19 protein-coding genes and 3 pseudogenes are annotated in these 21,780 nt (G+C 66.3%); 11 read left to right on the top strand and 11 right to left on the bottom strand.

Annotated elements, in window-relative coordinates:
- Nucleotides 1–10 precede the first annotated feature (10 nt).
- Complete coding sequence (locus tag AB0959_RS29390) at nucleotides 11–277, bottom strand: helix-turn-helix domain-containing protein (RefSeq protein WP_366829630.1); 267 nt, start codon at nucleotides 275–277, stop codon at nucleotides 11–13.
- Nucleotides 278–1,138: 861 nt separating this feature from the next.
- On the opposite strand from AB0959_RS29390, the pseudogene AB0959_RS29385 reads away from it, so the two are divergent.
- Nucleotides 1,139–1,237 (top strand): annotated as a pseudogene (locus tag AB0959_RS29385) (IS5/IS1182 family transposase); the annotation flags it as partial.
- 46 nt (nucleotides 1,238–1,283) lie between these two features.
- On the opposite strand, the gene AB0959_RS29380 reads toward AB0959_RS29385, so the two are convergent.
- Nucleotides 1,284–1,868: a hypothetical protein gene (locus AB0959_RS29380; RefSeq protein ID WP_366829673.1), complete on the bottom strand. Its 585-nt coding sequence runs from the start codon at nucleotides 1,866–1,868 to the stop codon at nucleotides 1,284–1,286.
- A 78-nt stretch (nucleotides 1,869–1,946) separates the two neighbouring features.
- The gene (locus tag AB0959_RS29375; protein ID WP_366829629.1) at nucleotides 1,947–6,317 is read right to left on the bottom strand and encodes a CHAT domain-containing tetratricopeptide repeat protein; all 4,371 of its coding nucleotides are present in this window, start codon (nucleotides 6,315–6,317) and stop codon (nucleotides 1,947–1,949) included.
- A 181-nt stretch (nucleotides 6,318–6,498) separates the two neighbouring features.
- Here AB0959_RS29375 and AB0959_RS29370 point away from each other — a divergent pair, with 181 nt between their 5' ends.
- From AB0959_RS29370 to AB0959_RS29360, 3 genes are all read left to right on the top strand, one after another.
- Nucleotides 6,499–6,939: a hypothetical protein gene (locus AB0959_RS29370; protein WP_366829628.1), complete on the top strand. Its 441-nt coding sequence runs from the start codon at nucleotides 6,499–6,501 to the stop codon at nucleotides 6,937–6,939.
- Nucleotides 6,936–7,892, top strand: coding sequence for a hypothetical protein (locus AB0959_RS29365; RefSeq protein WP_366829627.1), 957 nt, complete (start codon nucleotides 6,936–6,938; stop codon nucleotides 7,890–7,892). The genes AB0959_RS29370 and AB0959_RS29365 overlap by 4 nt, the downstream gene beginning before the upstream one ends.
- Before the next feature lie 251 nt (nucleotides 7,893–8,143).
- Nucleotides 8,144–8,725 carry an ATP-binding protein gene (locus AB0959_RS29360; RefSeq protein WP_366829626.1) on the top strand — a complete coding sequence of 194 codons (582 nt, stop codon included), beginning with the start codon at nucleotides 8,144–8,146 and terminating at the stop codon, nucleotides 8,723–8,725.
- A gap of 75 nt (nucleotides 8,726–8,800) precedes the next feature.
- Here AB0959_RS29360 and AB0959_RS29355 read toward each other — a convergent pair whose 3' ends face one another.
- Nucleotides 8,801–9,373 carry a DUF4240 domain-containing protein gene (locus AB0959_RS29355; RefSeq protein WP_366829625.1) on the bottom strand — a complete coding sequence of 191 codons (573 nt, stop codon included), beginning with the start codon at nucleotides 9,371–9,373 and terminating at the stop codon, nucleotides 8,801–8,803.
- A gap of 115 nt (nucleotides 9,374–9,488) precedes the next feature.
- Here AB0959_RS29355 and AB0959_RS29350 point away from each other — a divergent pair, with 115 nt between their 5' ends.
- Nucleotides 9,489–10,337: a hypothetical protein gene (locus AB0959_RS29350; protein ID WP_366829624.1), complete on the top strand. Its 849-nt coding sequence runs from the start codon at nucleotides 9,489–9,491 to the stop codon at nucleotides 10,335–10,337.
- A gap of 223 nt (nucleotides 10,338–10,560) precedes the next feature.
- Nucleotides 10,561–11,154, top strand: a complete 594-nt coding sequence (locus AB0959_RS29345) for a non-canonical purine NTP pyrophosphatase (RefSeq protein ID WP_366829623.1) — start codon at nucleotides 10,561–10,563, stop codon at nucleotides 11,152–11,154.
- Between the two features lie 96 nt (nucleotides 11,155–11,250).
- Here AB0959_RS29345 and AB0959_RS29340 read toward each other — a convergent pair whose 3' ends face one another.
- The 6 genes from AB0959_RS29340 to AB0959_RS29315 all read right to left on the bottom strand — a co-directional run bounded on the left by AB0959_RS29340 (nucleotide 11,251) and on the right by AB0959_RS29315 (nucleotide 15,872).
- On the bottom strand, nucleotides 11,251–11,952 hold the full coding sequence (locus tag AB0959_RS29340; protein ID WP_366829671.1) for a methyltransferase domain-containing protein: 702 nt from the start codon (nucleotides 11,950–11,952) through the stop codon (nucleotides 11,251–11,253).
- Nucleotides 11,953–12,052: 100 nt separating this feature from the next.
- Nucleotides 12,053–13,447, bottom strand: coding sequence for a hypothetical protein (locus AB0959_RS29335; RefSeq protein ID WP_366829622.1), 1,395 nt, complete (start codon nucleotides 13,445–13,447; stop codon nucleotides 12,053–12,055).
- A complete protein-coding gene (locus AB0959_RS29330; RefSeq protein ID WP_366829621.1) occupies nucleotides 13,447–14,214 on the bottom strand; it encodes a hypothetical protein in 768 nt (255 codons plus the stop codon). The genes AB0959_RS29335 and AB0959_RS29330 overlap by 1 nt, the downstream gene beginning before the upstream one ends.
- A 40-nt stretch (nucleotides 14,215–14,254) precedes the next feature.
- Complete coding sequence (locus tag AB0959_RS29325; RefSeq protein WP_366829620.1) at nucleotides 14,255–14,836, bottom strand: hypothetical protein; 582 nt, start codon at nucleotides 14,834–14,836, stop codon at nucleotides 14,255–14,257.
- A gap of 152 nt (nucleotides 14,837–14,988) precedes the next feature.
- The gene (locus tag AB0959_RS29320; RefSeq protein ID WP_366829619.1) at nucleotides 14,989–15,288 is read right to left on the bottom strand and encodes a hypothetical protein; all 300 of its coding nucleotides are present in this window, start codon (nucleotides 15,286–15,288) and stop codon (nucleotides 14,989–14,991) included.
- A 74-nt stretch (nucleotides 15,289–15,362) separates the two neighbouring features.
- On the bottom strand, nucleotides 15,363–15,872 hold the full coding sequence (locus AB0959_RS29315; protein WP_366829618.1) for a nucleoside-diphosphate kinase: 510 nt from the start codon (nucleotides 15,870–15,872) through the stop codon (nucleotides 15,363–15,365).
- A gap of 603 nt (nucleotides 15,873–16,475) precedes the next feature.
- On the opposite strand from AB0959_RS29315, the gene AB0959_RS29310 reads away from it, so the two are divergent.
- The 5 genes and pseudogenes from AB0959_RS29310 to AB0959_RS29290 form a co-directional block, all read left to right on the top strand.
- Nucleotides 16,476–17,135, top strand: coding sequence for an NUDIX domain-containing protein (locus AB0959_RS29310; RefSeq protein WP_366829617.1), 660 nt, complete (start codon nucleotides 16,476–16,478; stop codon nucleotides 17,133–17,135).
- Nucleotides 17,132–17,545: an NUDIX hydrolase gene (locus AB0959_RS29305; protein WP_366829616.1), complete on the top strand. Its 414-nt coding sequence runs from the start codon at nucleotides 17,132–17,134 to the stop codon at nucleotides 17,543–17,545. The genes AB0959_RS29310 and AB0959_RS29305 overlap by 4 nt, the downstream gene beginning before the upstream one ends.
- Before the next feature lie 393 nt (nucleotides 17,546–17,938).
- Nucleotides 17,939–18,247, top strand: a pseudogene (locus tag AB0959_RS29300) (Chromate resistance protein ChrB); the annotation flags it as partial.
- Between the two features lie 972 nt (nucleotides 18,248–19,219).
- Nucleotides 19,220–19,993 carry an NYN domain-containing protein gene (locus AB0959_RS29295; protein WP_366829615.1) on the top strand — a complete coding sequence of 258 codons (774 nt, stop codon included), beginning with the start codon at nucleotides 19,220–19,222 and terminating at the stop codon, nucleotides 19,991–19,993.
- Between the two features lie 141 nt (nucleotides 19,994–20,134).
- Nucleotides 20,135–20,305, top strand: a pseudogene (locus AB0959_RS29290) (transposase); the annotation flags it as partial.
- A gap of 476 nt (nucleotides 20,306–20,781) precedes the next feature.
- Here AB0959_RS29290 and AB0959_RS29285 read toward each other — a convergent pair.
- A complete protein-coding gene (locus AB0959_RS29285) occupies nucleotides 20,782–20,964 on the bottom strand; it encodes a hypothetical protein (protein WP_366829614.1) in 183 nt (60 codons plus the stop codon).
- Between the last annotated feature and the right edge of the window lie 816 nt (nucleotides 20,965–21,780).

Genomic DNA, 21,780 nt, shown 5'->3' with positions numbered 1-21,780 from the left:
GAGTGCTGCTTTACCGCGCGACCTTTGAGGGGCGTTGTTGCTTCTGGGCCAGTGGGTTGAGGGCGGGATTGGAGCGGGAATCCGCCTGTTCCTGAGCGCGCACCCAGGCGTCGAGGGCTGTGATGCGGTACATCACGCGTCGTCCCATGCGGAAGCTGGGAGGTCCCTGTCGGCGATGCCGCCAGACATAAAGGGTGTTGGGGGAGATGCCCAGGTACTCGGCGGCCTTCGGGAGGTTCAGGAAGGCAGTCTCGGATGCTCGGCTGGCGTGCGGCATAGCGGTACTCCTGTCGTGGTGGGTGCGACGACAGGATGAGAATCCCGAGAAAGGGCGACTTGGCTGGGCCGGGAGTCTCTGGTAGGCAGCGACTGTGAGGATGGTGGCCGTGTCGTTCTGGCCACGGCTTGACTCGCACTCTCACTGGCCGCTTGTGCCTTGTGTTTGATCTGTCAGCCCGGCCGGAGCGACACGTGCCGGCCCTGGGCCGGCGGAGCCGGCATGCCTGCTGCCTTTCCTGCTGTCCACGGTGGCGAGGCCGTGGCTGAGCCACGCGTGGTGGTGCTCGGCGTCGACACCTACAACGACGTGTACGTGGCCGCTGTCCTTGACCACCTTGGCGGCCTGCTGAGCAGTGGGGAGCTTCCCGGCCACGGCGGCCGGCTACCGCCACCTCCTCGACTCTCGCGACCCATCAGGTTCCGGTGGTGGAGGAAAACCAGCCCGACCGATCCACCCAGCACCGCCGTGGCAGGACCGATGCCGTCGACGCTGATGCTGCCGCCCGGGCCGCGCTGTCCGGCATTGCCCGGGCGTTACCGAAGAGCGGCGACGGGGAAGTGGAAGCGCTGCGTACGCTCCGGTTGGCGAAGAACGCCGCGGTCAAAGCCCGCACCCGAGTGCTCAACCCGCTCAAGGCCGTGCTGGTCAACGCTCCGCCCGCCCCGCGCGAGGAACTGGAGCCGCTCTCGCTTCGCTGCTGTCCGCCGATGCGGAGAGCTGGCCGACACCCGCGAGGACAACCCGGCAGCCGACACGGCGGTCTTCACGCTGCGGCTGCTGGCACAGAGCGTTGGCAGCTTCGGCAAGAGCCATCGAGTCGAGCCCGGATGGCAGATGGCCATAGCGGTCCGGCCTACCGCGCGCCTGAAGTCCTGGCGGATCTTCCTCAGCTTCCGATGCAGTCCAAACCGCATGACGCCAATTGCCGAAGCCGTTCTCGCCCCGGAGCGGCAACGCAGAAGAAGCTCATTCATTTCCCGGGACGTCCATTGTGTGCCCGCGGTCAGTCCGCAGGCCGTGGAGTGGCGGTGAAGTTGTACTTTGTCGACGCGCTCCTGCCGTCGTCCAGCTCGACGTCTACCCGCAGTTGGTAGGGGCCAGGGTGCATCGGTTTGCGGCCTAGAAATATGGTGTCTACGCCACAATATTGAATTACGCCCTGTTCGAACTGCTTACGGCCCGAATATAGCTGCCAGGACAGGTGGCAGCCGCCCGTCTGCTCCGTGCCGTCCGGCGCGTACACCGAGTTGTCCACTGCGACACAGAAAACTGTGATCTCTTCGCAGGCGAATACTTTGCCTTTTCCCGCCCAGTACGCGGAGCCGACTGTCAAATTGATCGCCAGGGTCTCCGACGGGGATGCGTGGGGGCTCTTGTGAGAGGCGGGTGGAGTGGGCATCTCCGATCCGGAATCCGCCACAGGGCCAGCAGTCGGCGTCCCCGCAGCGGATGAAGTGCCACTTTCGTTGTGGAACCAGCTGAACAGCGCCAAGAGTGACGGAACCCCAATCAACGCCAAGATGCCGCCTATGGTGGCGATGCGACCGGCAATGGACCAAAAGGGCGTTTCATCTCCCCGGTTGCTCATATCGCAGTGTCCCACCCGAGCAGCCGAGGGACCCGTTCGGTGAAAGTCACGGCATCATCACATTTCCCCCGTGGCAGTTCATGCCCCCACGAAGACGAAACCGGCCCAGTGCACGGGATGGGCGAAGCCCTTGCGGTCCGGCTCCAGCAGGATGAGGGTGCGCCGCAGGCCGCGCGCCGTCGCGGGCGTCAGGCCGTTGGGCGTGCCTGGCGCGAAGTAGTCGGCCTTCTCCTTGTTGGTGGTGTCACGGAGCCAGTGCTGGGCCGCCTGGAGCGCCGAGGTCGGTGCGTGGCCGTTGGTCTTCCATTCCGCGTAGAAGCGCAACATGAGGAGAGCGGTCGATAGATCGGGGACTCGCCATTGGGAGGCGATCACGCCCGCCACTCCAGCTTCGAGCAGGCTGCTTGCCAGGCTGACGACCTCGTTGGGGACGTCCAGACCGATCACGCCCGTCTCGCACGCTGAGAGGACGACCAGGCGGACGGGGTTTTCCTCGCCGAGCCGGACCCTGAGGATGTCCCTGAGCTCCAGAGGTGCGTCGCTGGCAAGGGTCAGCGAACTGTTGAGCGGGTTGAACAGGTCTACGCTGCCGTGGCAGGCGAAATGAACCACGTCGTGGTCCTTGAGGCGGGGAAGAACCGCGTCCGGAACCGCCTGTTCTCCGGCCAGGACGACACTGTCGGAAAAGTGGGAGCGAACTCCGGCTACTTCGAAGGCCGCTTGCTTCAGTGGCGGGGCCGACACGGGCTGAGGATCCTGGACGGCGAGCACACTGGTCTGCCCGGCGCGCCTGGCGCGGGCGGCGGCGGTGGCGAGGACTCGGGCGTTCGGGACGGTGCGGATCGGCAGGTCGTCGATCGCGTAGCGGCGTCCCCCTGGCCTGTCCGGTGCGGGGGTCCACGCGGCGTTCATCGGCAGCAGTTCGAGATAGCCGCTTCGGATGAGCGTCACGGGTCCCTGGCCCAATGCCTCCGTGAGAGGGCCGAGGACGGCGTCCCACAGTTCGCGCGCGATGTTCTCGAGCCGGGTCCACCAGTTGAGCGTTCCGTCCTGTATCAGCGCCATCAGCCAGCGGATGACCTGCTCCCTCGTCAGCGCTGGTAGATCCAGCGGCCGGACGTCGCCCTTGTCGACGATGAGAGCCGCCCCGCCGTACTCGGTCGTGACGAGATACACCAGCCGGTCGGGCGCGTCGGCCGCCACGTCGGCGAAGGTTGGCGGCTTGAGGAAGTCGGCCCGTCCGGTGGTGTTCCTGATCTCATCGACAAGGTCCTCGAGGTCCGTGCGGGCGGCCCTGGCAGCGGCGTCGTGATCGGCGAAGTCCGCGACACGGGTGCCGCCGAGCAGGTCACGCTCCAGCCCGTCGCCCGCGGCGGTCAGCCAGCGAGCCGCCGCGGCTTCGAAGCGTTCGGCCAGATCGTGCTGACCATGCTCGCTCAACCAACTGATGTCCGCGGAACCAAGCTGGAGGGCTTCGCTGAGGGAAACGGCCCGAGCGGTCTCCACCGCCATGACCGCGGCTTCGTGGTCTCCGGACCGCGTGAGGGCGTAGGCGGCGAACGCCCCGAAGTCCGGGTTCTGCCCGATCACGCGATTGCGCAGCCCGCGGCTCACCTGAAGACGCACGAGCTCGCCCAGCACTTCGGTCGCCGCACGGGACGCCTCTGCCGCCTCCTCCCAGGCCCCACGCCCAGCGGCCCAGCGTGCCCATTCCACGCTCGCGGCACGCTTCACCCGGGGGTCGGTCATCTCGGTCGTCGTGCAGAGCCTTCGGAAGATGGCCGTGGCCTCGGCCCCGGCTGCCGTGTCTCCCTGACGTGTGTGACGCCTGCTCAGCGCCTCGGCGAGGTGGAGGGCCGTGCGTTTCTCCAGCAGCGTCCCGGCCTGCGAGGAACGCACCGCCTTCCGGGCCAGTTCGACGGCCCCGTCCAGGTCCGCCGGTTCATCGGTGACCTGGAACTTCGCGACTGCCGAGGCGCCCAGGGTCGCGAGGGCATCGGGGCGCAGTGGGGAGTCGGCGGGGATGTCGTCGAGTGCGCGTCTCAGCAGTGCCTGAGCGTGGTCCAGATCGGCGCGCTGCTTGTCCAAGCCGAAGAACCGGGTCATATGCGCGGTGGCCAGGTTCATCAGGCGCTGAGGGAGGTCGGGGTGGCCGGGCGGAAACGCCGCCACTGCCTGTTCATGCAGGTTGATCGCTCGACTGAGCCGGTCCGCTTCGCCCGTGGCGTCATAGGAGGCGCGCAGCGCGTTGGCGAGGTTGCTGGCCCCGACCGCCCACGAGGGCGTGTGGTCCTCGCTGTCCCAGCCGGAGATCGCCTGCTCGTATGCGGCGATGGCCTTGTCGAGGTAACCGAGATCGCCGGTGAAGTTGTAGTAAGCCCGCAGCACAGTTCCCAGGTTCACCATGGCGTTCGGGTGGTGAGGACTGCCTGGCTCGCACCTGCTCAGGGCGTGTTCCAGGCGTTCGATCGCCTGTCTGAAGGCCGCTGTATCGGCGGAGAGCGAGTACTGCTCGCGCCACCGCGCGCCGGCCAGGACGAGCAGGTGATCATAGATCCTCGTCTCGGGTGGCGTGGTCGCGAGCTGGGCCTCCAGAATCTCGGTGGCACGGCGCAGATCCTCGTGGTCGCCTCTGGTCTCGTACTGGTGCACGAGAAGCTGGCTGGTGAGAATGGCGTACGCCGGTGTCGCGGGCCCCGGCGACCCCATGTGTCGGCTCGCGAGGCCGAGTGCGACCTTCACAACCTCCCGCCCGTCGGCGAGTGCCGGATGCAGCCCCGCCACCTCGGTGATCCGCTGGACCACCTGTTGCCAGTGATACCAGGAGGCTTGGGATAGAGCGGAGGGGTAAGCGATCGTGGCGAGCGCCCCCTCCAAGTCGTCTGCTTGCAGGGTCAGAGCGAACCGCTCAGCCAAACCGCAGGCAAGCGCGGTCTCGGCCGCCGCCTCCCTCCCCAGCAAGATGCCGTTGTCGAGATCGGCGAGCGAGGAGTTCACCACGCCGCGGCTTACGTAGAGCTCCGCCAGCAGACCCGTCACGTCGACCTGACTCAGGGAGTCCTCGTTCCCGTCCGGGGCATAGGCCTCAAGCCGGGCGATGGCATGCGTCATCTCCTCCGGGTCCCGGCTGTGTCGCGCGTACGGCGGCTCCGTTATGAGAAGCATCTGCGTCAGCCGACAGTGGTCCGCCGTGCCCTCCGCTATCTCGGTGAGCGCGGTGCGCAGCACGGGGACCACGTCGCGGACGTCGCCGGGCCCATGCAGGCCCCAGAGCCCGTGCGCCACGGCGTGTTTGCCCACAGCCACCTCGCGGAGCCGCGAGCCCGGTTCCGCCACCGCGCGCGCCTGCTCCAGGAGGCTGACAGCCCGTCGGAACTCGGCCTCGTCGCTGCGGGCCGTCGCGCGCACGGCCAGCGCCTCGCCGAGTTCCGTCAGACACTGGACGAGAACCGACCCGCGTGGTTCGAGCGTGATCGCGCGCTCGCCGAGCTCCACGGCCCGGTCGACATCGGCCTGCGTGGACCTGAGGTCGAAGCGTTGCCGCAGGGCAGAGGAATAGTCGGCCAGGACGCGGGGAAGATCGACGTCCGCCTCTGAGGCAGTGGCGGTGAGGCGTTCGAACGCGGCGATGGACCGGTCGAGATCCGCTGGCTCTGCGTCCCGGAGAAACCGGTCGCGCAGCGAGACCGCAAGGTTGTTGGCGTAGAGGGTGTGGTCGCCTCTCAGCGCCACCGCCTGTTCGAACAGCTCGATGGCCCGATCCAGCGCGTCCTGCTCCTCGGCCACGACATGGAGATCTCTGTACGCGGCCCCGATGTTGTGTATGCGGTCTGCCCGCTCGGGATCGTCCTCGGGGGTGATGCCGCATGCCTCCTCGTAGAGCTTCAGTGCCCTCCGCAGGTCGTCAGCGTCACCTGTGTGCTCGACGCGGTCGGAGTAGGCATGCCCGAGAAGCACGAGGAGTTCGGCGTGCTGAATCCTGTCCTGCGGGGGCGGATCCAGGGCCGCCAGCGCGACGCGGACGCGAAGGTCCGGCAGACCCGGGGCGGATTGGCTCGCGAACAACTGAACCTTGCGCAGCGCCATGCTCATCTCGGTGAGCAAAATCGTGTGCCCTCTGGGGTCCACGATCAGCCGGAAGGGGTGATCGAGAAGTCGCTCACACAGCGGCACCGCCTCGTGCAGGGAATCAGGGGACTGGAGACGTTCCTGAATCCGGGAGATGAGGGTTTCGAACTCGGCTGTGCGTGCCGACGCCTTGGCAAGCCGGGTGAGCCCCTTCTTGTCGCCGACCTCCCCGCAGACGTGGATCACGCGAAGCGCGAATCTTGCAGGGTATGACTCTGTGCCCTCTTCCTCGCTCCCACCGCGCGTGTCGAAGAGTGACCTCAGGAACGCCTGGAAGGCGGGAGTCAGTGCCCGGGGGTGCGCCCGGAACCACGCGCTCATCCCGGAAACGCTGCCGTGCCTTAAGAAGGTTGCCGAGTACGCCCTAGTCAGGGCATACAGGAGAGAGGTCGCCTCATCGCGGCTCATGGAGTCGCCGGACGAGCGAGCTCTGCGTGCCGCCTTTCTCTTCCGACTTGACATGTTCGCTTTGTCTCCGCCGTCTCGCAGGCCAGAATGAACCGTGTCCTTCGATGACTTCGACCACGGTACTGCGTCCGAGGAAGCTCGTCTGGTCCACGCCATCGAGCGTCTTGCCGAGGAACTCCCCGAACTGCTGCCCAACGAGCCGGACGTACGGGCAGAGCTCGGAGCGTTGCTCACCCGGCTGAGGTCGGACGCCACTGCGGCTCGCGACGAGACGCTCGACGAGATCCTGGTGCTGCTGGCGGCTCGGCACCGTACACGAGAGCGCCTGAACGAACTGGCGGGCCCCGAGCCCGGTATCGATCGGCACGTGCGCCTCGCCGGCGACCCCTTCATTGCGTATGAACGGCACGTCTGCCCGCGCTGCGGGCGGTTCTGGGTGGTCCTTGACGCCGACGAGGACGACCAACCGCCCGAGCGCTGCCCGGACGACGGCGCGGTGCTGACCGACGCGTCCGGGGGTATGAGCACGCCGTGATCGGGGACTTCTGGCGAGGGGTCGGCGGACGGCTGGCCGAACGCTGGGTCGCCGCGCTCTTCTCGCCCGCGTTCGCGTTCTGGGTTGGCGGACTGCTCGCCTGGCTGTCGCGCTCCGTCCGGGGCGGTGGCTGGACGTCCAGAGCTCTCGCGTTCGGGCGTGAGCTTCAGGGACAGCCGGCGATCGTGCAGGGGATCTACGTGGTGGCGCCCCTTACCCTGATCGTCCTCTCCGGCTTGGCGCTGCAGCAACTCGCCTTTCCCGTCCTGCGCGCTCTGGAGGGTTACTGGCCAGCGCCCTTCGCCCCCCTGGCAGACAAACTGCGGACCCGGTTGTCCCACCGGTCCGACGTGCAATCCCTGCGCCTGCGGCAGCTCGCAGCCAGGTCACTCCCGGAACTCACCGCGGGCGAACTGGCGGAACGAGCACGCCTTGAGCGCCGTCACCGCCGCATACCGGCCCAGCGTGTCCAACGGATGCCGACCCGGTTGGGGAACAGCCTGCGTGCGGCGGAGTCCCGCATACGCGCCCGCTACGGGCTCGACCCGATCGTGTGCTGGCCGAGGCTGTGGCTGCTGCTGCCCGACACCGCACGGCAGGAGACCACGGCCGCTCACGCCTCGATGCTGCTGACCGTCCAGGTATTCATCTGTGGAGTCCTGTTCACCGTATGGACCGCGTGGTCCTGGTGGGCCCTTCCCATAGGGCTGCTGGTAGCCGCCGCGGCATACGCGAGGATGCTGCCGGCTGCGTCTGCCGTCGGTGATGTCGTCGAGTCCTGCTTCGACGTGCACCGTCGGCTTCTCTACCAGGCGGCCCACTGGCCCCTGCCCACCAATCCACGCGACGAGCGGACCGAGGGCACGCGCCTGACCACCTACCTGCACACGGGCTCCCGGAGACCAGAGCCGACCTTTGTCCAGCCGGCCGAATCCCCACCGCCAGGGCCGTAGTACATCGTGACGAGCGGCGTCACAGGCGCATCAAGGGCCGTGAGTCGAGCCGTCAAGGAAGTGGTCTGACTCGAAGGGCGGAGGGGTACGGTTCAATCGACGGGCATCACCTCACCGACCTCCACGGACGCTGGCTCCTATCACAACTCGCCGACGCGTCAAGGCATCTTGCAGGGCGGGCCTGCGGACAGACTGTCCGCACACAGCTCTTGCCGGGTGGAAGGCTTCTGTTCACTGAGGCCGCTACCAAGGTGAGGTTGTCGTCATGGCACGTCGCGATCCCGAACGTGAGAAGTACGGATTCACGGGTTGCGGCGGCTGTCGAAGCTGTTCCGGCGGCGCGCCGCCAGGTCATCTCGCTAGCCCAGGACTTGGGCCTTCCCCTGTCAGATCGCATGCTGGAGAACGTCGAGTTGCTGGCCAGCGAGGTGATCGCCAACGCCGTCCTCCACACAGATGCTCCATGCGACGTCTCTGTGACCCGGACTGACGAGCGGCTCCGTGTCGAAGTCACGGATACCGATCCCTCCTTGCTGAGTGCTGTTGAGGCTGGGCCGGACGACGAGAGCGGACGGGGATTGCTGCTCGTGACCGCCTTGGCTGACGCCTGGGGGACGAGACCGGAACCGATGGGCAAGACGACGTGGTTCGAGATCACGTCGGAGCCTTCGACCGAGGACACGGGCGACTACCGTGCGGATGAGCCGCCTTCACCTCACCCGGGTGACGCTGCCGTCCGACGAACCGGCTGCCCCGCTCGTGTGGCCTCGCCGGCCGACTCTTGGTCGTTGTTCGGCGCAGCAAGTGCTGGGAAGCAACATCAGGCAGCTTGAGGCTGTGCGGTCCCCAAGGGCGGTCCCCCGCGGCAGATCCTCAAGTTCGCTGACGAGGACTTGCGGGAGCTCCTTTCAGGGGTTTGTGCCAAGGAACAGGGTGGCGAGACGGGGAAGTCGACGGCTCATCTCCCTGTCGTCGTCGAAGTCGAAATCTTCACCCATATCAACCGCGTTGTCGCTTTCTGTATCAGCCCCGCGGAAACTGCGCCAGGCTTCGTAGAAGGCATCCGCATCACCCGTGATCCGTTCGAACGCCCCGCTCGCCGCATAGTTCATGTCCTCGTAGAACAGCACCTCGGAACGGTCCCGGACGTTCGCAGCCTGAACCACATCAGGGTGCGCAGCGAGGCTGTCGGGGTCAGCGGCCACACGCTGGTACCACTGACAGCCCAGAGCGATCACACCAGCGCGGAAGTCCATGAAACTGTCGTCGGAGCACCCGCCCCCAATGAGGTAAGCAGCCGCCCACACATCCCAGCGGTACAGGGCGTCGTGCAGCTCGTCGAAGCGTTCCGCATACTCCAGGATCTCCTGCCGCGGTCTTTCCGCGAGCTGCTTGACGAGAACCTCGTCAAGCAGCTCGCCCGTCTCGCCCGTCTCGGCATGCGCGGCATCGATGACGTCCCAGAACGTGTTGATGTCCATGACCGCGCACTGTGCCACGGCCCTATGACAATCGATCCTTGCCACCCTGCCAACACCTGGCCGTTCACCGAATCGCGGACAGAGCCGCTTTCAAAGGCAACACCAGAGGAGCCGTATGACAGCCCCGTCCTCCACCACCACTCACGTCGACTTACGGAACCAGCACGTCGAGGCGGTGCTCGAGCGAGTGGAGCGTGCTGTTCAGGCGCGTCTAGACCGGGACACAGTGGTACGCAAGCGCCGGATTATCGGCGCGCGTACGGACCGCGACACCTGGGTCCGGATCGAGCGCCGCCCGTTCTGCAAGATCGAAGGCCAGGGGTGGAACGGTGCCGAGTGCGCCGCATTGCTGGACGGGATCGAGAAGCCTGCTTTGCTCAGCGGCGTCGTCTGGAGTGACGCTGAAGAGTCGGTCATGTGGCGTGCCGATGAGACCGAGCTTCTCCCCGGGGCTCCCGTGAACCCGGACACGGCACTGACTCTTTCGGATGAATGGTGGGCGGCGCTGAAAGCCTCGCTGGATGGCCTTGCCGCCCACCGCACGACGCGCGTCGCCACGCCGGACACCGTGACCGTCACCCAAGCCGGGGTCACGAAGTCCATCCAGGCCGTGTTCCCGAGCGTCCTCGACACGACGATCCGGAACTGGGCGCCGGCGCACGCGGACCTCACCTGGGCGAACGTGACAGCCCCGCAGTTCTGCCTGTTCGACTGGGAAGACTGGGGGATGGCTCCCCGCGGGCTGGACGCTGCCTGGCTGTGGGGAAACTCGCTTACCATTCCGGAGTTGGCCGCGCGTGTACGCCGTGAGCTGCAGCGCGACCTGGAGAGCCGGGATGGAAAGCTGATGGTGCTGTTATTCTGCACCGCGATCGTGGGTCCGCAGGCTGACCCGGATGACTCCCGGCGGGGGCTCGCCCAGCTGGAAACGGAACGACTTGTGGCCGAACTGCAGACCGGTTGAGGGATGCTCTGGTCTTGGGGAGCCACTCATCGTTCCGGGATCAGTCCGCCCCTGTCAGGAGACTGGCTCCTTCTTCCCTTCAGGAAGTCGCTGCGACGGATCGTCAGCCAGGTCCACAATGATCGCCTCCACGTCATGTTCCCCGGCCCAGCGATGGCGCTTGCAGCGCCGACCATGCCGGTGGGGACGTGGATGCTGCTCTCTGAGAAAGGGTCTACTGCTCATGTCGGAAATCAAGGTGGCGATGTGTACCGGGAACTCAGGGAAGTTCCGTACGGCTCAGGAGCATCTCGCGCCTTGGGGTATTGAGGTGGAGCAGGTGGCGTTGGAGCTGGACGAGATCCAGACCACGTCGGTGGCGGAGATCGCCCAACACAAGGCCCGACAGGCCTTCGCCGTCCTCGGGCGACCGCTGTTCGTCGAGGACTCAGGGTTCTACATCGAGGAGTTCGGCGGCTGGCCGGGGCCCATGGTCAAGCAGGCCCTCGAAGCCTTCGGGCCCGGCGGGTTCACGCACCTTGCAGACCTCACGGAAAAACGGACGTGCCGTTTCGCTAGTGCCGCTGTGTATGCCGACGCGGCCGGCGAACTCCACACCTTCGCGGACGACTCCCGGAAGCCAGGCTCCATCGCCTCTGCCCCCGATCGCGGTGATGGGCCGCGGTCCTGGTCGGATCTGTGGTCGATCTTCGTCCCCGAGGGCGCCACGTCGACGCTCGCGGCCCTGCCGTCCACTGAACAGGAGCAGGTGTTCGCCGAGTGGCGGGCCGACTCGGTGGTTGCCGCGCTGGGTGCCTGGCTGTCTGGGCAGCGGTGACCGCTCTGACGATGCCAGTTTCTCCGTGATGTGTTCGACGTACGGCCCGCCGGTGGTCCGACGCTGACAGCTCACTGCTAACCGGCAGTTCCCGAGCTACTTGGTGGCGATGACGTAGACGCTTCCCCACTGGCGCTTCGGGTTGGCGATCTGCGGGTCGAAGTTCCAGGGCTCAACCGTGGTGAACCCCGCCTCGGTGAAGAGCTGCACGAGCTTGTCGTGGTCGTAGGCCCAGTAGTGCGGGCTGTAGGTGGGATCGTCGTCCTGGTCGCGGAAGACGTAGTTGATCAGGTCGAGGTGTGTGTTGATGTCGTCGAGGCAGTCCCGTTTCCCGTACCACTTCTTGATCATCTGTTCACCGTCGGCGGTGCCGGCCGGGTACTGGTCCAGTACGAAGGCGGCATCCGGTACGCCGGTGATGAGACGGCCGCCGGGGGCGAGTACGCGGTGGGCTTCACGGGCGTAGTGCTTGGCTGAGCGGGGGTAGTCGATGTGCTCCAGGAAGTGTTCGGAGAACAGTTCGTCCACCGTCGCGTCGTGGAGCGGTATGCCTTCGCGTACGTCCCACAGCAGGTCTGCCGGTGGCACGGCGTCGATGTTGAAGAAGCCGGCGATCTGGTGGGCTCCTCCGCCGATCTGCACCCTGCGGGGTGTGCCGTCGATACGGCCATCGGGCCAGGACATCTGGCTGGCCCGGTGGGTGCGGTGGAGTTCGAGCTCCTTGACGGTGACGCGCAGGGCCCGGGCAAGGCCGTGTGTCGTGGTCGGCTGTTGCAGCAGCTGAGTGATCTGCTCCATGAGCTGGTCCGCGCTGGCTGTCTCGATGTTCTGCTGCGGCGTCACGGTGATCTCCTCGGAGGTCGTCGCTTGCGGGCGAGGGCGTGCGGTCGCGTTTCCCTCAGGCGGCCGTCGGTGACGGACTCGCTGACCGGCTGTTGCGCATCAGGGTGTACTTGATGTCGACGAGTCGCGGCGCGATGGTCACGTTCAGTTGCTCCGTCGGGTGGAGCCGCCCAGTGTCGTCCTGTTCGGCGCGCCAGACCCGGTACTCAAGATCGGGGTAGGCGGGGTTGATGCCGACCTCGCCCTTCGGGATCGTGCCGTTGAAGGGCGTGATGATGTCCATGTGGTTCCAGTAGTTCCAGGCCTGGAGCGCCTTGTGCTGGTCGAAGTAGAAGTAGAAGTCGGGGTATCGGCCGAAGGTCCGCAGCTCGCGGTGGATGAGGTGGCCCAGTAGCGGACCGAGGTGGGTGGCCAGGCTGTCGAACTCCCACCGGGTGTGTCGCCACTCCTCCGGGACCTGGCCGGGCGTGAAGAGGCGGGCGGCGACGAGGTAGCTGACGCGCTCCATCAGGTAGTTCCGTGCGTGGTGCGGATCGATCGTCCGGTCTACGTGTGAGAGGAGACTGTCGAGCTTGTCGGGGGAGGGGCGGAACTTGGCGAGATCGAACTTGCCAGCCATGGCCAGTTCGGAGGAGAAGATCATCTCCTTGTAAAGCCAGTTGTTGAACTCGCCGAGTTCGGCCAGACGCCGGGTCTCAGCACTGGTGGAGTGGAGCATCAAGTACTCGGCGAGCGCTTCGAAATAGACGTAGCCGAGGATCGGGAGGCGAGGGATGGTCTCGTCAAGCAGCTGGAGGAAGGACTCGGCTGCGACGACGGCGCCTGTGTGGGCGATCGCTGAGGCGAGGGCGAGGAAACTGGCGGAGTTCTTCGTCCTGCTGGTGATCCTCTCGCGTAACTGGTGCCGTTCGGCCTTGGACAGCAGGTATTCGAGGTGGCTGTAGATACTCAGGTGGATGGCGCCGAGCCGCAAGTAGTCGATGCCGGCGAGGCCGCGGTATGCCTGGCGTGGCACGTCGATCTCGAAGAGCAGCGGGGTGGGCGTCGCCGCGGGTTTGCCGATCCTCTCCAGGAAGGCCGGGGCTTCCCGGTTGAGGACGTACGAGGCGAGGTTGTGCATCCGGAAGCCTTGGTCGGCCGTGGTGAGCGGGGCGCAGTAGATGCTGCCGACGAGGCAGCCGCCCGAGGGGTACAGCACGCCGTGCTCGTTGATCTCCTCCAGGCCATGGGTGACGTGCAGCAGGTGCAGCTTGGTACTGCTGTTGAGGGCGTCGAAGAGGGCGTTGCTGCGCAGGAGAGCGCCCTGGGGGGTCTCTTCGGCGAGGCGGGCTTCCCAGGCAGCGGTCTGCTCAGCCAGCGGGTCGGTGGCTTCAGCAGGATTGGGGATGATCGAGGCCTCGTAGAACTCGTGGGCGTCGGCCCAAAGGTGGTACGCGTCGAGGAAGTCCATCAGCCGATCAGCTCCCGCCGTTCGAGGGCCTTGAAGACCGCGTCCGCGCTGTCGAGTCCGGCCAGGTGGTCGGCTTCGGACCAGAGGACGAGGTCGAAGGCGGCGGCGCGGAGACGGTCGAATGCCTCGACGCGTACATGTTGAGGGTCTGGCCACCAGCTGAGCTTCGGCAGTCGGTAGCGGTCCAGTGCGTCGGCAGCCTTCACAAGATCGCTGATCCGCCGGGCGCGCGAGTAGTCGGCTTCGTCTTCCGCAGTGAATGCCCCGTACGGCACGTCGTGGAGCCGAACGGCGGTGGCGGCTTGAACGACGACTGGTGCTGTCGCGGGCACGTGGAAGTGTTCCCAGATGAGGTCCGTGTGGCTGGTGAGCCATTGTGCGGCGCGGGCCCCATGGCCGCGGTCGTCCTTGTCGTGGAGTCGCCGGCAGTCGTGGACGGCGGCAGCAACGATCAGTGTGGCCGTATCCGGTTCGTCGAGACCGGTGGTCTCGGCGAGGAGGGCCGCGAGCGCGGCCGTGCGCATCGCGTGCCGAACCCCGTGAAGGGAGTCGCGCAGGCGGGGTTCCGCGAGCCAGGCCGTCGGTATCGCCGCGCGCCTGAGGAGACCGCGGGACGTTTCCCGGATCGTCTTCGGCGCGCCGTCGACCAGGTGCGGCCGGTTCTCCTCGATCCAGCGCACCGTCGCGCGGTCGACGAACTGGTGGAACGGGAGCTGCTTGCGTGCGGCGAGGTCCACCAGGCTGGTGGCCGGTGGGGTCGTGCTCATCGAGTCCACCCCTCTCGTTGGTCTATCGCGACGAGTTGGTTCAGGTGGCAGGGGCCGCCTGTGAGGAGCGTTCGGCGACCTTTTGCGCTGCCTCGAAGGCTGCGGTGAACTCGGCAAGCTCCTCCTCACTCATGAGGGGGACACCAAGCTCGCGGGCCACCGAGTTGATGCGGTCCTGGGCCACCTGCACTGCCGCCGGGCTGGGGTCGTCGCCCAGGAGCACTTCGAACTCGGCGTGATGGCCCCAGGCCTCGCTCCACTTGACCGCGATTTCGACTCCGCCGAAGCGGAAGTTGCGGCGCTGGTTGTACGCCTCGTGCATCGTTTCCTTGAAGCCGAGTGCGTTGAAGACACGGACCGCGGCTTCCACGTCTTCGCGGGCGATGGGGATCTCGGTCTCCGGGAATGCCGTGCCCTGCCCGATCTTGCTGGCCTTGTGCGTGATCTTCGCCGTGTTGGTGGCGATGTTGTCAGTGACCTTCAGTAGTTGGTCAGACAGCACGTAGAAGTAGATGTGCTTGTCGTCGCGTCCGAGGTCTTCGCCGTCCTGTTCGAGGCGCGAGATGAGTTGGTCATGAGCCTCTTGGCTGAAGCGGGCACGCATTTCGATCTCGACAGGCACGGTGTCCTCCCTGTTCAGACATGGGTAGTCCAGCCGGACCAAGTGGGGTGGAGCCCGGTTGGTCCGGAGCGGTCGCGATGTTCGGCTGTTCTGCTCATGGGCAGCGCGGGCGCGCCCTTGGGTGTCCGCGCTGCCCAGATGGCGTTGTCTCGTCAGGCGATGTCGCCGAAGCGGTCCCTTACGACGCCGTCGTGCAGGTAGGTCGGGAGCTGAACGCCTCCTACGGAGAGGCGCTTGGTGGCCACCTGTTCCACGGTGTCGCTCGGGAACCCTTCCAGCAGGCGCAGGCACTGCTGCACCCATTCACGCGACTGGTCCCAGTTGCCGTCGTCGCGGTGTCGCACGGCCAGCGCGTACGCACTCTCCGCCGCTGCCCATCGGTCAGTGCCCAGTTCCCGCTGGAAGCCGGCCTCCAGTTCCTCGACGGAGGCGGCGCGGGTTTCGCTGGTCATGATGCCCTCTCTCATCCGGTGATTACCCGGTGGTGTCCAACGCGGAGACGGCCCGCCAGTGACGTGATGGCCGCCTAATAGGTGAAGATTTCAGCCAGGGTGCGGTAGTCGTGGAGTTCGTTCTTGTCGAACCAGAGGTCCACTTCCTGATCCGCTTCCTTCTTGTTGCCGGAGGCGTGCACGAGGTTCGCGGCGGCCTTGCCGGAAGCGACGCTGAGCGCCTTGCTGTAGTGCGAGAAGTCCCCGCGGATCGTGCCGGCGGGTGCCTCGTTCGGGAAGGTGCTGCCGACGATCTTCCGGACAGTAGCGACGGCGTCAGCTCCTTCCAGAACGAGTGCGATGACGGGGCCCTGCTGCATGAACGTGGCGGTGACGTTGTAGACCTCGGGGCCGAAGCGTTCTTCGAGGTCGAAGTAGTGCCGCCGCGTGAACTCGGCGTCCATCTGCTTCATCTTGATGCCGACGATCTTCAATGCCGCATCCTCGAATCGGGAAATGATCTTCCCTGCGAAGCCACGCACAACGGCGTCGGGCTTCAGCAGTACGAGAGTGCGCTCCACCGGCTGCTCCTGATCCTGGGCCATTGGTTCCCTTTCAGCGTTCAGGCAGGCGATATGACGGACGCTCAGTGCGTCATGGCCCTGAGGTTACCGGCGCTGCGAGGACTCCTCGGGAGACGAGCTGAGATCGAGAATCCCCGAAAAAGGTCTTGATCGCTTTACGTCGAACGTGACCTCCGCTGTTCGTGACCGACCACCGCCTCGTCTCCTCCTTCTTTGCACGTGGCGGAACGGCCGTAAGTGGCCGCGAGAGAAGCCTGTCAACCTGCGCCGCACGTGAGCGGACAGGCTGTCCACAGGCTCATTGCGCAAAGCGCTGCGCTGGGCGCAACCTTGTGGTACGCCGAACTCCCCCTCCGGGAAGTGCGGTTGAGTGAACTGGCGAGGTATGGAGGCGTGTCGCCGGGCCTCGCTCGGATAGCATTTGACCGGGCCATAAGCCGACTCAACCCACCGTGATGTACCGGGAGTTCGTCCCATCCGGTGGCTTGTCGTCGTGCGCGAGAGTGCATGCATTGAGTGAACCGATTCCAGGGCAGGCCCACCAGGCATGGACGACGCAGTAGTAGTGCAGTCGCGGAGAAGTGATCACGCACGCTGCTGACAGCGGTGCACCAGGAGGTCGACATGGACGTAGTGGAGGTCTGGAACGGCCATAACGCGTGCGTCCTGCAGGCGGCCCTGAGGATGACCAATGAGGCATTTGCGGAACGTGTCGGCATTGCTCCGCGGACGGTTGCCGCATGGCACACGAACCCTGGTGTTGTACTCCGTCGTGAGACGCAGCAACTGCTCGACGAGGTCCATGAAACCGCATCTCCGACGGTACGGAGGCGGTTTGCGCTGATGCTGACGTCGAACCAGGCTGATCCTGGAAGCGGCGGATTCCCAGTTGAGCCGCTGCGAGTTGCGATCGCGGTGGTTGTGCGCGACGACCAGGTCTTGTTGGTTTGCCGCCGCGATGACGGGGCCTCCGGAATCACCTGGCAGTTTCCAGCTGGAGTGGTCAAACCAGGCGTTCGCCCGGACACCGCTGCCGTCCGGGAGACGCTGAACGAGACGGGCGTGCGCTGTGCCGTCGTCCGCACCCTGGGCACCAGGCTTCACCCAGTGACGGCCGTCCAGTGCGAGTACTTCCTGTGCGAGTTCCTCGCCGGCGAGGCCACCAACAGCGACGTCGTCGAGAACGTAGATGTGATGTGGGTGCCCAACACCTCCATCACTCGCTTCATCCCCACCAGTAACATCTTCCCGCCCATCCTGGCAGCACTGGAGGAGCCGCAATGACGCAACAGGCCAACGATGACCGGCCGGGAATCGCAGCAGCGGTCATCGTGAGCGAGGGGCGCGTGCTCCTGGTACGGCGACGAGTGAAAGAGGGGCAGCTCTCCTGGCAGTTCCCCGCAGGCGAAGTCGAGCCTGGCGAGTCCGACGAGGATGCCGCCGTGCGCGAGACGCGCGAGGAGACGGGCCTGGAGGTGAAGGCGCTCAAGTCACTCGGGAGCCGAATCCATCCCAAGACCCAACGGCACATGTCTTACACGGCCTGTGAGGTTGTAGCGGGGACAGCGCACGTCGCAGATCCCGATGAGCTGGCAGAGCTGGCGTGGTGCTCGCACGCCGAGATCTCGCACTATGTCCCCTACGGTCTCTACGCCCCAGTCCAGCTGTACCTGGACCACATCATGAAGGGGTAGTTGGCCGTATCTCCGCTGAAGCCAGGCTCGTAGGCGTCGCCTGTGGAGCGCCACTCGGCCGAGTGGTGAAACCTCCCAAACCGGTAGTGGACTCCCGGGGAGGAGTGGCTCGAACGACACCCCGACTGATCGTCCTGCCTAGGAGCATCGCCCTGAGCGCGTCGGATGGCTTGGGGAAGCGGATTGGCGCAGCCACTGACACGGCAGCAGTAGTTCTGGTCATGGCTGGTCCTGTGGTGGTCTTGGCTGGTCTGCCTCTGGGGCGGCGGCTGGCTCACGGTCGCGGCGTGGTGCGTGAGGTGGAGGGGTGCTGGCTGCTGGTGTCGGTGACGACGGCGGGGGCCGTGCCGTCGTTGCGGATGCAGGTGTGGCGGAAGCTGAAGGGGCTGGGGGGCGCTGTATCTGCAGCAGTCGGTGTGTCTGCTGCCGGACCAGCCTGCGGTGTCGGCCGTGGTGGCGGAGCTCGGCGAGCGGGTGCGCGGTGATGGTGGGCGGATGCGGGTGGTGCATATCGAGGTCGTGGACGAGGACGAGCGGCGGGAGCTGGCCGGAGAGATGACCGCCGCGGTCGACGGCGAGTACGCCGAAGTGCTGGAGCGGCTGCAGTCCTTCTTTGACGACCTGGTGTTGGAGGCGGAGCGGGGGCGGGCGATCTTCGCGGAGGTCGAGGAGTCGGAGGCGGACTTGGAGCGGTTCCGGTAGTGGGTGACGAAGATCGAGGGCCGGGACTACTTCGGTGCACCGCTCGGCGAGCGGGTGCCTGCCGACCTCGATCGGGCCGCTGGTGCGCTGGCGGCATTCGCGGCAGCGAGACAGCTCTCCCGTCGGAAATTCTGAAGCGCCGCCACTGCGAGAGAACGCGGACTGAAGTCCAGCCTGCCCGGACCCGGCTTTCATCGCGCCCGGGCCGAGATGAAGGTGACGCCGTCCTCGGTGAACAGGGCAACTCCTTCCCCCGGGCAGCACATGCAGAATGCGCGCGCCGGCGTCATAGCTCTCGTAGTCCTTGTAAAGGACGGGAACGAGTTCCGGCGGCGCCGGGCGAGCGCCCCGGTCGCTGAGCTCGTGCGGCGGTTGCGGTGCGGTCTCTTCCTCCCACTCCAGGGAGAATCCCGTCAGCAGGCTGCCGCTGACCGCGTAGAAGCGTCCGGGTTCGGAGTCCTCCGCGGCCACCACCTGGTCTACTCGGCGGTCCAGCTGGAACACGCCTCCCTCGATATGGGGTATTCGCGGTCTGCGCCACCAGCGGCGCCGTACAGGCCCGGGATCGGTGGCGGCGGCCGACAGAAGGTGGACTTCCAGCGCGGTGCCGGGTGTGGGGTAGTTGCGTTCTCGTGGGCGCAGGGCCGTTATGCGGCCGCCGGCGTCGATGACGGCGTCCGGGGCACGCAGCGCATCGGGGGTCGCGTACCACCTCTCGTCCGCCTCAGGTGGAAGCTAAGAGGTAACCCGGTGGGAATCCGGGACTGCCCCTAGGCCGGACATCGGCGATTCGCCAGGCCCTCATCGTCTTGTCCCAGTGTGCGAGTGTGCGAGTGTGCGTAGTTGAGACACAGGAAGTAAAGGTGTGATTGATCTTTCCGGGGTTCCCCTGCTCCGCAGCACCGTTGGGCGTGGCTTGGACTCAGTGACTCCCTCGCGGCTGCGAGATCGTCTGCGCTACGGTCGAGTGCTGTGGAGAACACTGCGAAACTCGCGGTACTGATCGACGCCGACAACGCCAAGCCCTCGGCACTGGAAGAGCTGCTCGCGGAGGTCGCCAAGTACGGGACCGCCCACGTCAAGCGTGCCTACGGCGACTGGACCGGAACCCAGCTGAAGGGCTGGAAGGACCAGCTGCTCGCCCAGTCAATCCAGCCGATCCAGCAGTTCGCCTACACCACCGGAAAGAACGCCACCGACTCCGCCATGGTCATCGACGCCATGGACCTGCTGTACTCGGGGCGCTTCGACGGGTTCTGCATCGTCTCCAGCGACAGCGACTTCACCCGCCTCGCGGCCCGAATCCGCGAGTCCGGCCTGACCGTATACGGCTTCGGCGAACGCAAGACCCCCAAGCCGTTCGTAGCGGCATGCGACAAGTTCATCTACACCGAGAACCTCAAGAGCCCCACCGCCCCGGCTGAGGCAAAACCTGCCACGCGAGCCACCGCGGTCAAGCTGAAGGGAGACACCGCGCTGGTCAACCTCCTGCGCCAAGCAGTGGAAGCAGCCTCCGACGACGACGGCTGGGCCCACCTCGCGAACGTCGGCCACATCATCACCAAGCAACGCTCCGACTTCGACTCCCGCACCTACGGCTACACCAAACTCAGCGACCTCTTTGCCGCAACCACCCTGTTCGAGATGGACCGCCGCACCCCCGGCGGCGGGAAGACAACCGTCATCTACGCCCGCGACAAGCGCCACACCGGCAACGGTCCCAAGCAGGCAATGCCAGAGGACTGATCTTTCGGCGCTGCTCAAACCCCTGTTGCGGCCCCCGGTCTCCGGATCCACCGACCGTGCGCTTCCGGGTGCCCAGACGAGCAGGACACCAGCAATCCCATCCGCCTCTGCAGGCCGCCGCCGAAGCATCTGCGCCACCCGCTGCGCGCGACGGTCAAGACGTTCCCTGGCGCGCTCATGTCCGCGGAGGCCGACGCCCCCTGCAACGCCGAATACGGACAGGTCAGCGACGAGCGCCTCAACCACCGCAACGGCTACCGCCCACGTGAGTGGGACACCCGCGCCTGCACTGTCGACCTCGCCATCCCCAAGCCGCAAGGTCCGATACCCCAGCGCGCAGTTGCGGTTCATTGGCGCCTTCGGCATTCGGCTCACCGCGTTCGCCCCCCCCCGCGTCGCAATCGTCGCACCCTGTGGATGACGCCGGGGGAAGACACGGCTGCCCGCCTCCGGCGCAGGAGCAGAACTGGATATCGGTTTCGTCGCTGCCTCGGTGAACTGTGGATGCCGGAGCAGACCACCCAGGCTGGGCACCAACACAACGACGAGGAAGTCAGTGCTGACGACAGCGCTAGGGCCCCGGCGAGGGCGTGCAGGCAGTAGCCGGCCAGCTCGTTCGGCGAGACGTCGTCCTGCGTGGTCTGTCCATGATCGGCGACGACCGGCGCCATGACCGTCACCAAGCCACTCTTCGACGGCCCATACGGGTACTACCAACGCGCCACCCTCCTGGGGCGCGAGCCGGCCTGACCAGCCGGTTGCAGCGCCCTGCGGTACGGCTCATCGGATCACGGGCAAGGGGCGAACTTCGCGGCCAGGACGTCGGCGCTCTCGGTGCAGTTGTCGACCTCCACCAGCAACACCGGCACACCAGCCTCGGGAGCGTGCAGGATCGCGTCGGCCTGGACGGCCGAACGGTTGCGGCCACGGGCGGGCAGCTTGTGCACCACCGCCGTCGCCCAGGACGCCACCGAGCCAATCCCTACCGGGACCAGCGGGGCGGGTACGGCCTCACCGTGTGCGGCGCGGTGTCGACTGCGGCGCGGCGTACCGGGTGGGTGGGCTCGGGGACAGTGCAGGTGATGGCGATGGCCCTCTCGTTGACCGCCACATCGCGTGCGGGGCACCCGAGCGGGCCGCGCCGCGCGCGGTTCCGCCCACCTCGCTCAAGGGCCGAACGATGGCTTCGGCCGCAGCTTCCAGCCCGAGTGGGGTGAGCCCTCACAGTTTGTTGCCGACCCTCGCGCGCCACGCGCTCCGGACACCTGAGGCCGCGGACACTGGCGCGCATCGGGTACACGATCTTGAAATCTGGCAACCGCCTGAGCCCAGCACGAGCACCGATCCCCATCAGCTCCGTGGCCGGCTACTTCAAGATGGTGGATCTTCAGTGTGTTTGGTCGTGTGGAGGCCGCTGCCATGGCCGCTCCAGTCGGGGCGGCTCGGCTGGAACGTGGGGAGAATGACGCCGATTCCCATGCGCGCCGCAAATTCCCATGCCGCCTCCGAGAACGTACAGGTGCGGGATGGTGGTACCAGTAACTGTAAGGACTAAGGCGGTGGTTACCACCAGCAAGCCAGCTCCCATGATGACAATCGCCGCCCGACGCGGAAGACCTCCACTCATGGCCTCAGTGTCCCGGTACGGCTTCGGTAGGGGGCCCGCTCTGCTCCGCAGTACCCGAACGGACTACCGCCAGCCCTCGAAGAGTGGAAGATCTTGACTCGGCAGCGCACCATCCGTAGGAGACCACGAGCCGCGCCACGTCCGACCGCGGAACGGCTGG

The organism is Streptomyces sp. NPDC046862 (genome assembly GCF_040704615.1).
In the GTDB taxonomy this organism is placed as follows: Bacteria; Actinomycetota; Actinomycetes; order Streptomycetales; family Streptomycetaceae; genus Streptomyces.
Note: the sequence above shows the minus strand (reverse complement) of the source record. Positions and strands in the feature narration are given on the sequence as shown.

Coding starts and splice junctions, on each gene's coding strand:
- AB0959_RS29305 (WP_366829616.1), top strand. CDS start 17,132: ATGACGCAACAGGCCAACGATGACCGGCCGGGAATCGCAGCAGCGGTC.
- AB0959_RS29335 (WP_366829622.1), bottom strand. CDS start 13,447: ATGGACTTCCTCGACGCGTACCACCTTTGGGCCGACGCCCACGAGTTC.
- AB0959_RS29340 (WP_366829671.1), bottom strand. CDS start 11,952: ATGGAGCAGATCACTCAGCTGCTGCAACAGCCGACCACGACACACGGC.
- AB0959_RS29320 (WP_366829619.1), bottom strand. CDS start 15,288: ATGACCAGCGAAACCCGCGCCGCCTCCGTCGAGGAACTGGAGGCCGGC.
- AB0959_RS29350 (WP_366829624.1), top strand. CDS start 9,489: ATGACAGCCCCGTCCTCCACCACCACTCACGTCGACTTACGGAACCAG.
- AB0959_RS29330 (WP_366829621.1), bottom strand. CDS start 14,214: ATGAGCACGACCCCACCGGCCACCAGCCTGGTGGACCTCGCCGCACGC.
- AB0959_RS29315 (WP_366829618.1), bottom strand. CDS start 15,872: ATGGCCCAGGATCAGGAGCAGCCGGTGGAGCGCACTCTCGTACTGCTG.
- AB0959_RS29310 (WP_366829617.1), top strand. CDS start 16,476: ATGGACGTAGTGGAGGTCTGGAACGGCCATAACGCGTGCGTCCTGCAG.
- AB0959_RS29380 (WP_366829673.1), bottom strand. CDS start 1,868: ATGAGCAACCGGGGAGATGAAACGCCCTTTTGGTCCATTGCCGGTCGC.
- AB0959_RS29375 (WP_366829629.1), bottom strand. CDS start 6,317: ATGAGCGCGTGGTTCCGGGCGCACCCCCGGGCACTGACTCCCGCCTTC.
- AB0959_RS29355 (WP_366829625.1), bottom strand. CDS start 9,373: ATGGACATCAACACGTTCTGGGACGTCATCGATGCCGCGCATGCCGAG.
- AB0959_RS29390 (WP_366829630.1), bottom strand. CDS start 277: ATGCCGCACGCCAGCCGAGCATCCGAGACTGCCTTCCTGAACCTCCCG.
- AB0959_RS29345 (WP_366829623.1), top strand. CDS start 10,561: ATGTCGGAAATCAAGGTGGCGATGTGTACCGGGAACTCAGGGAAGTTC.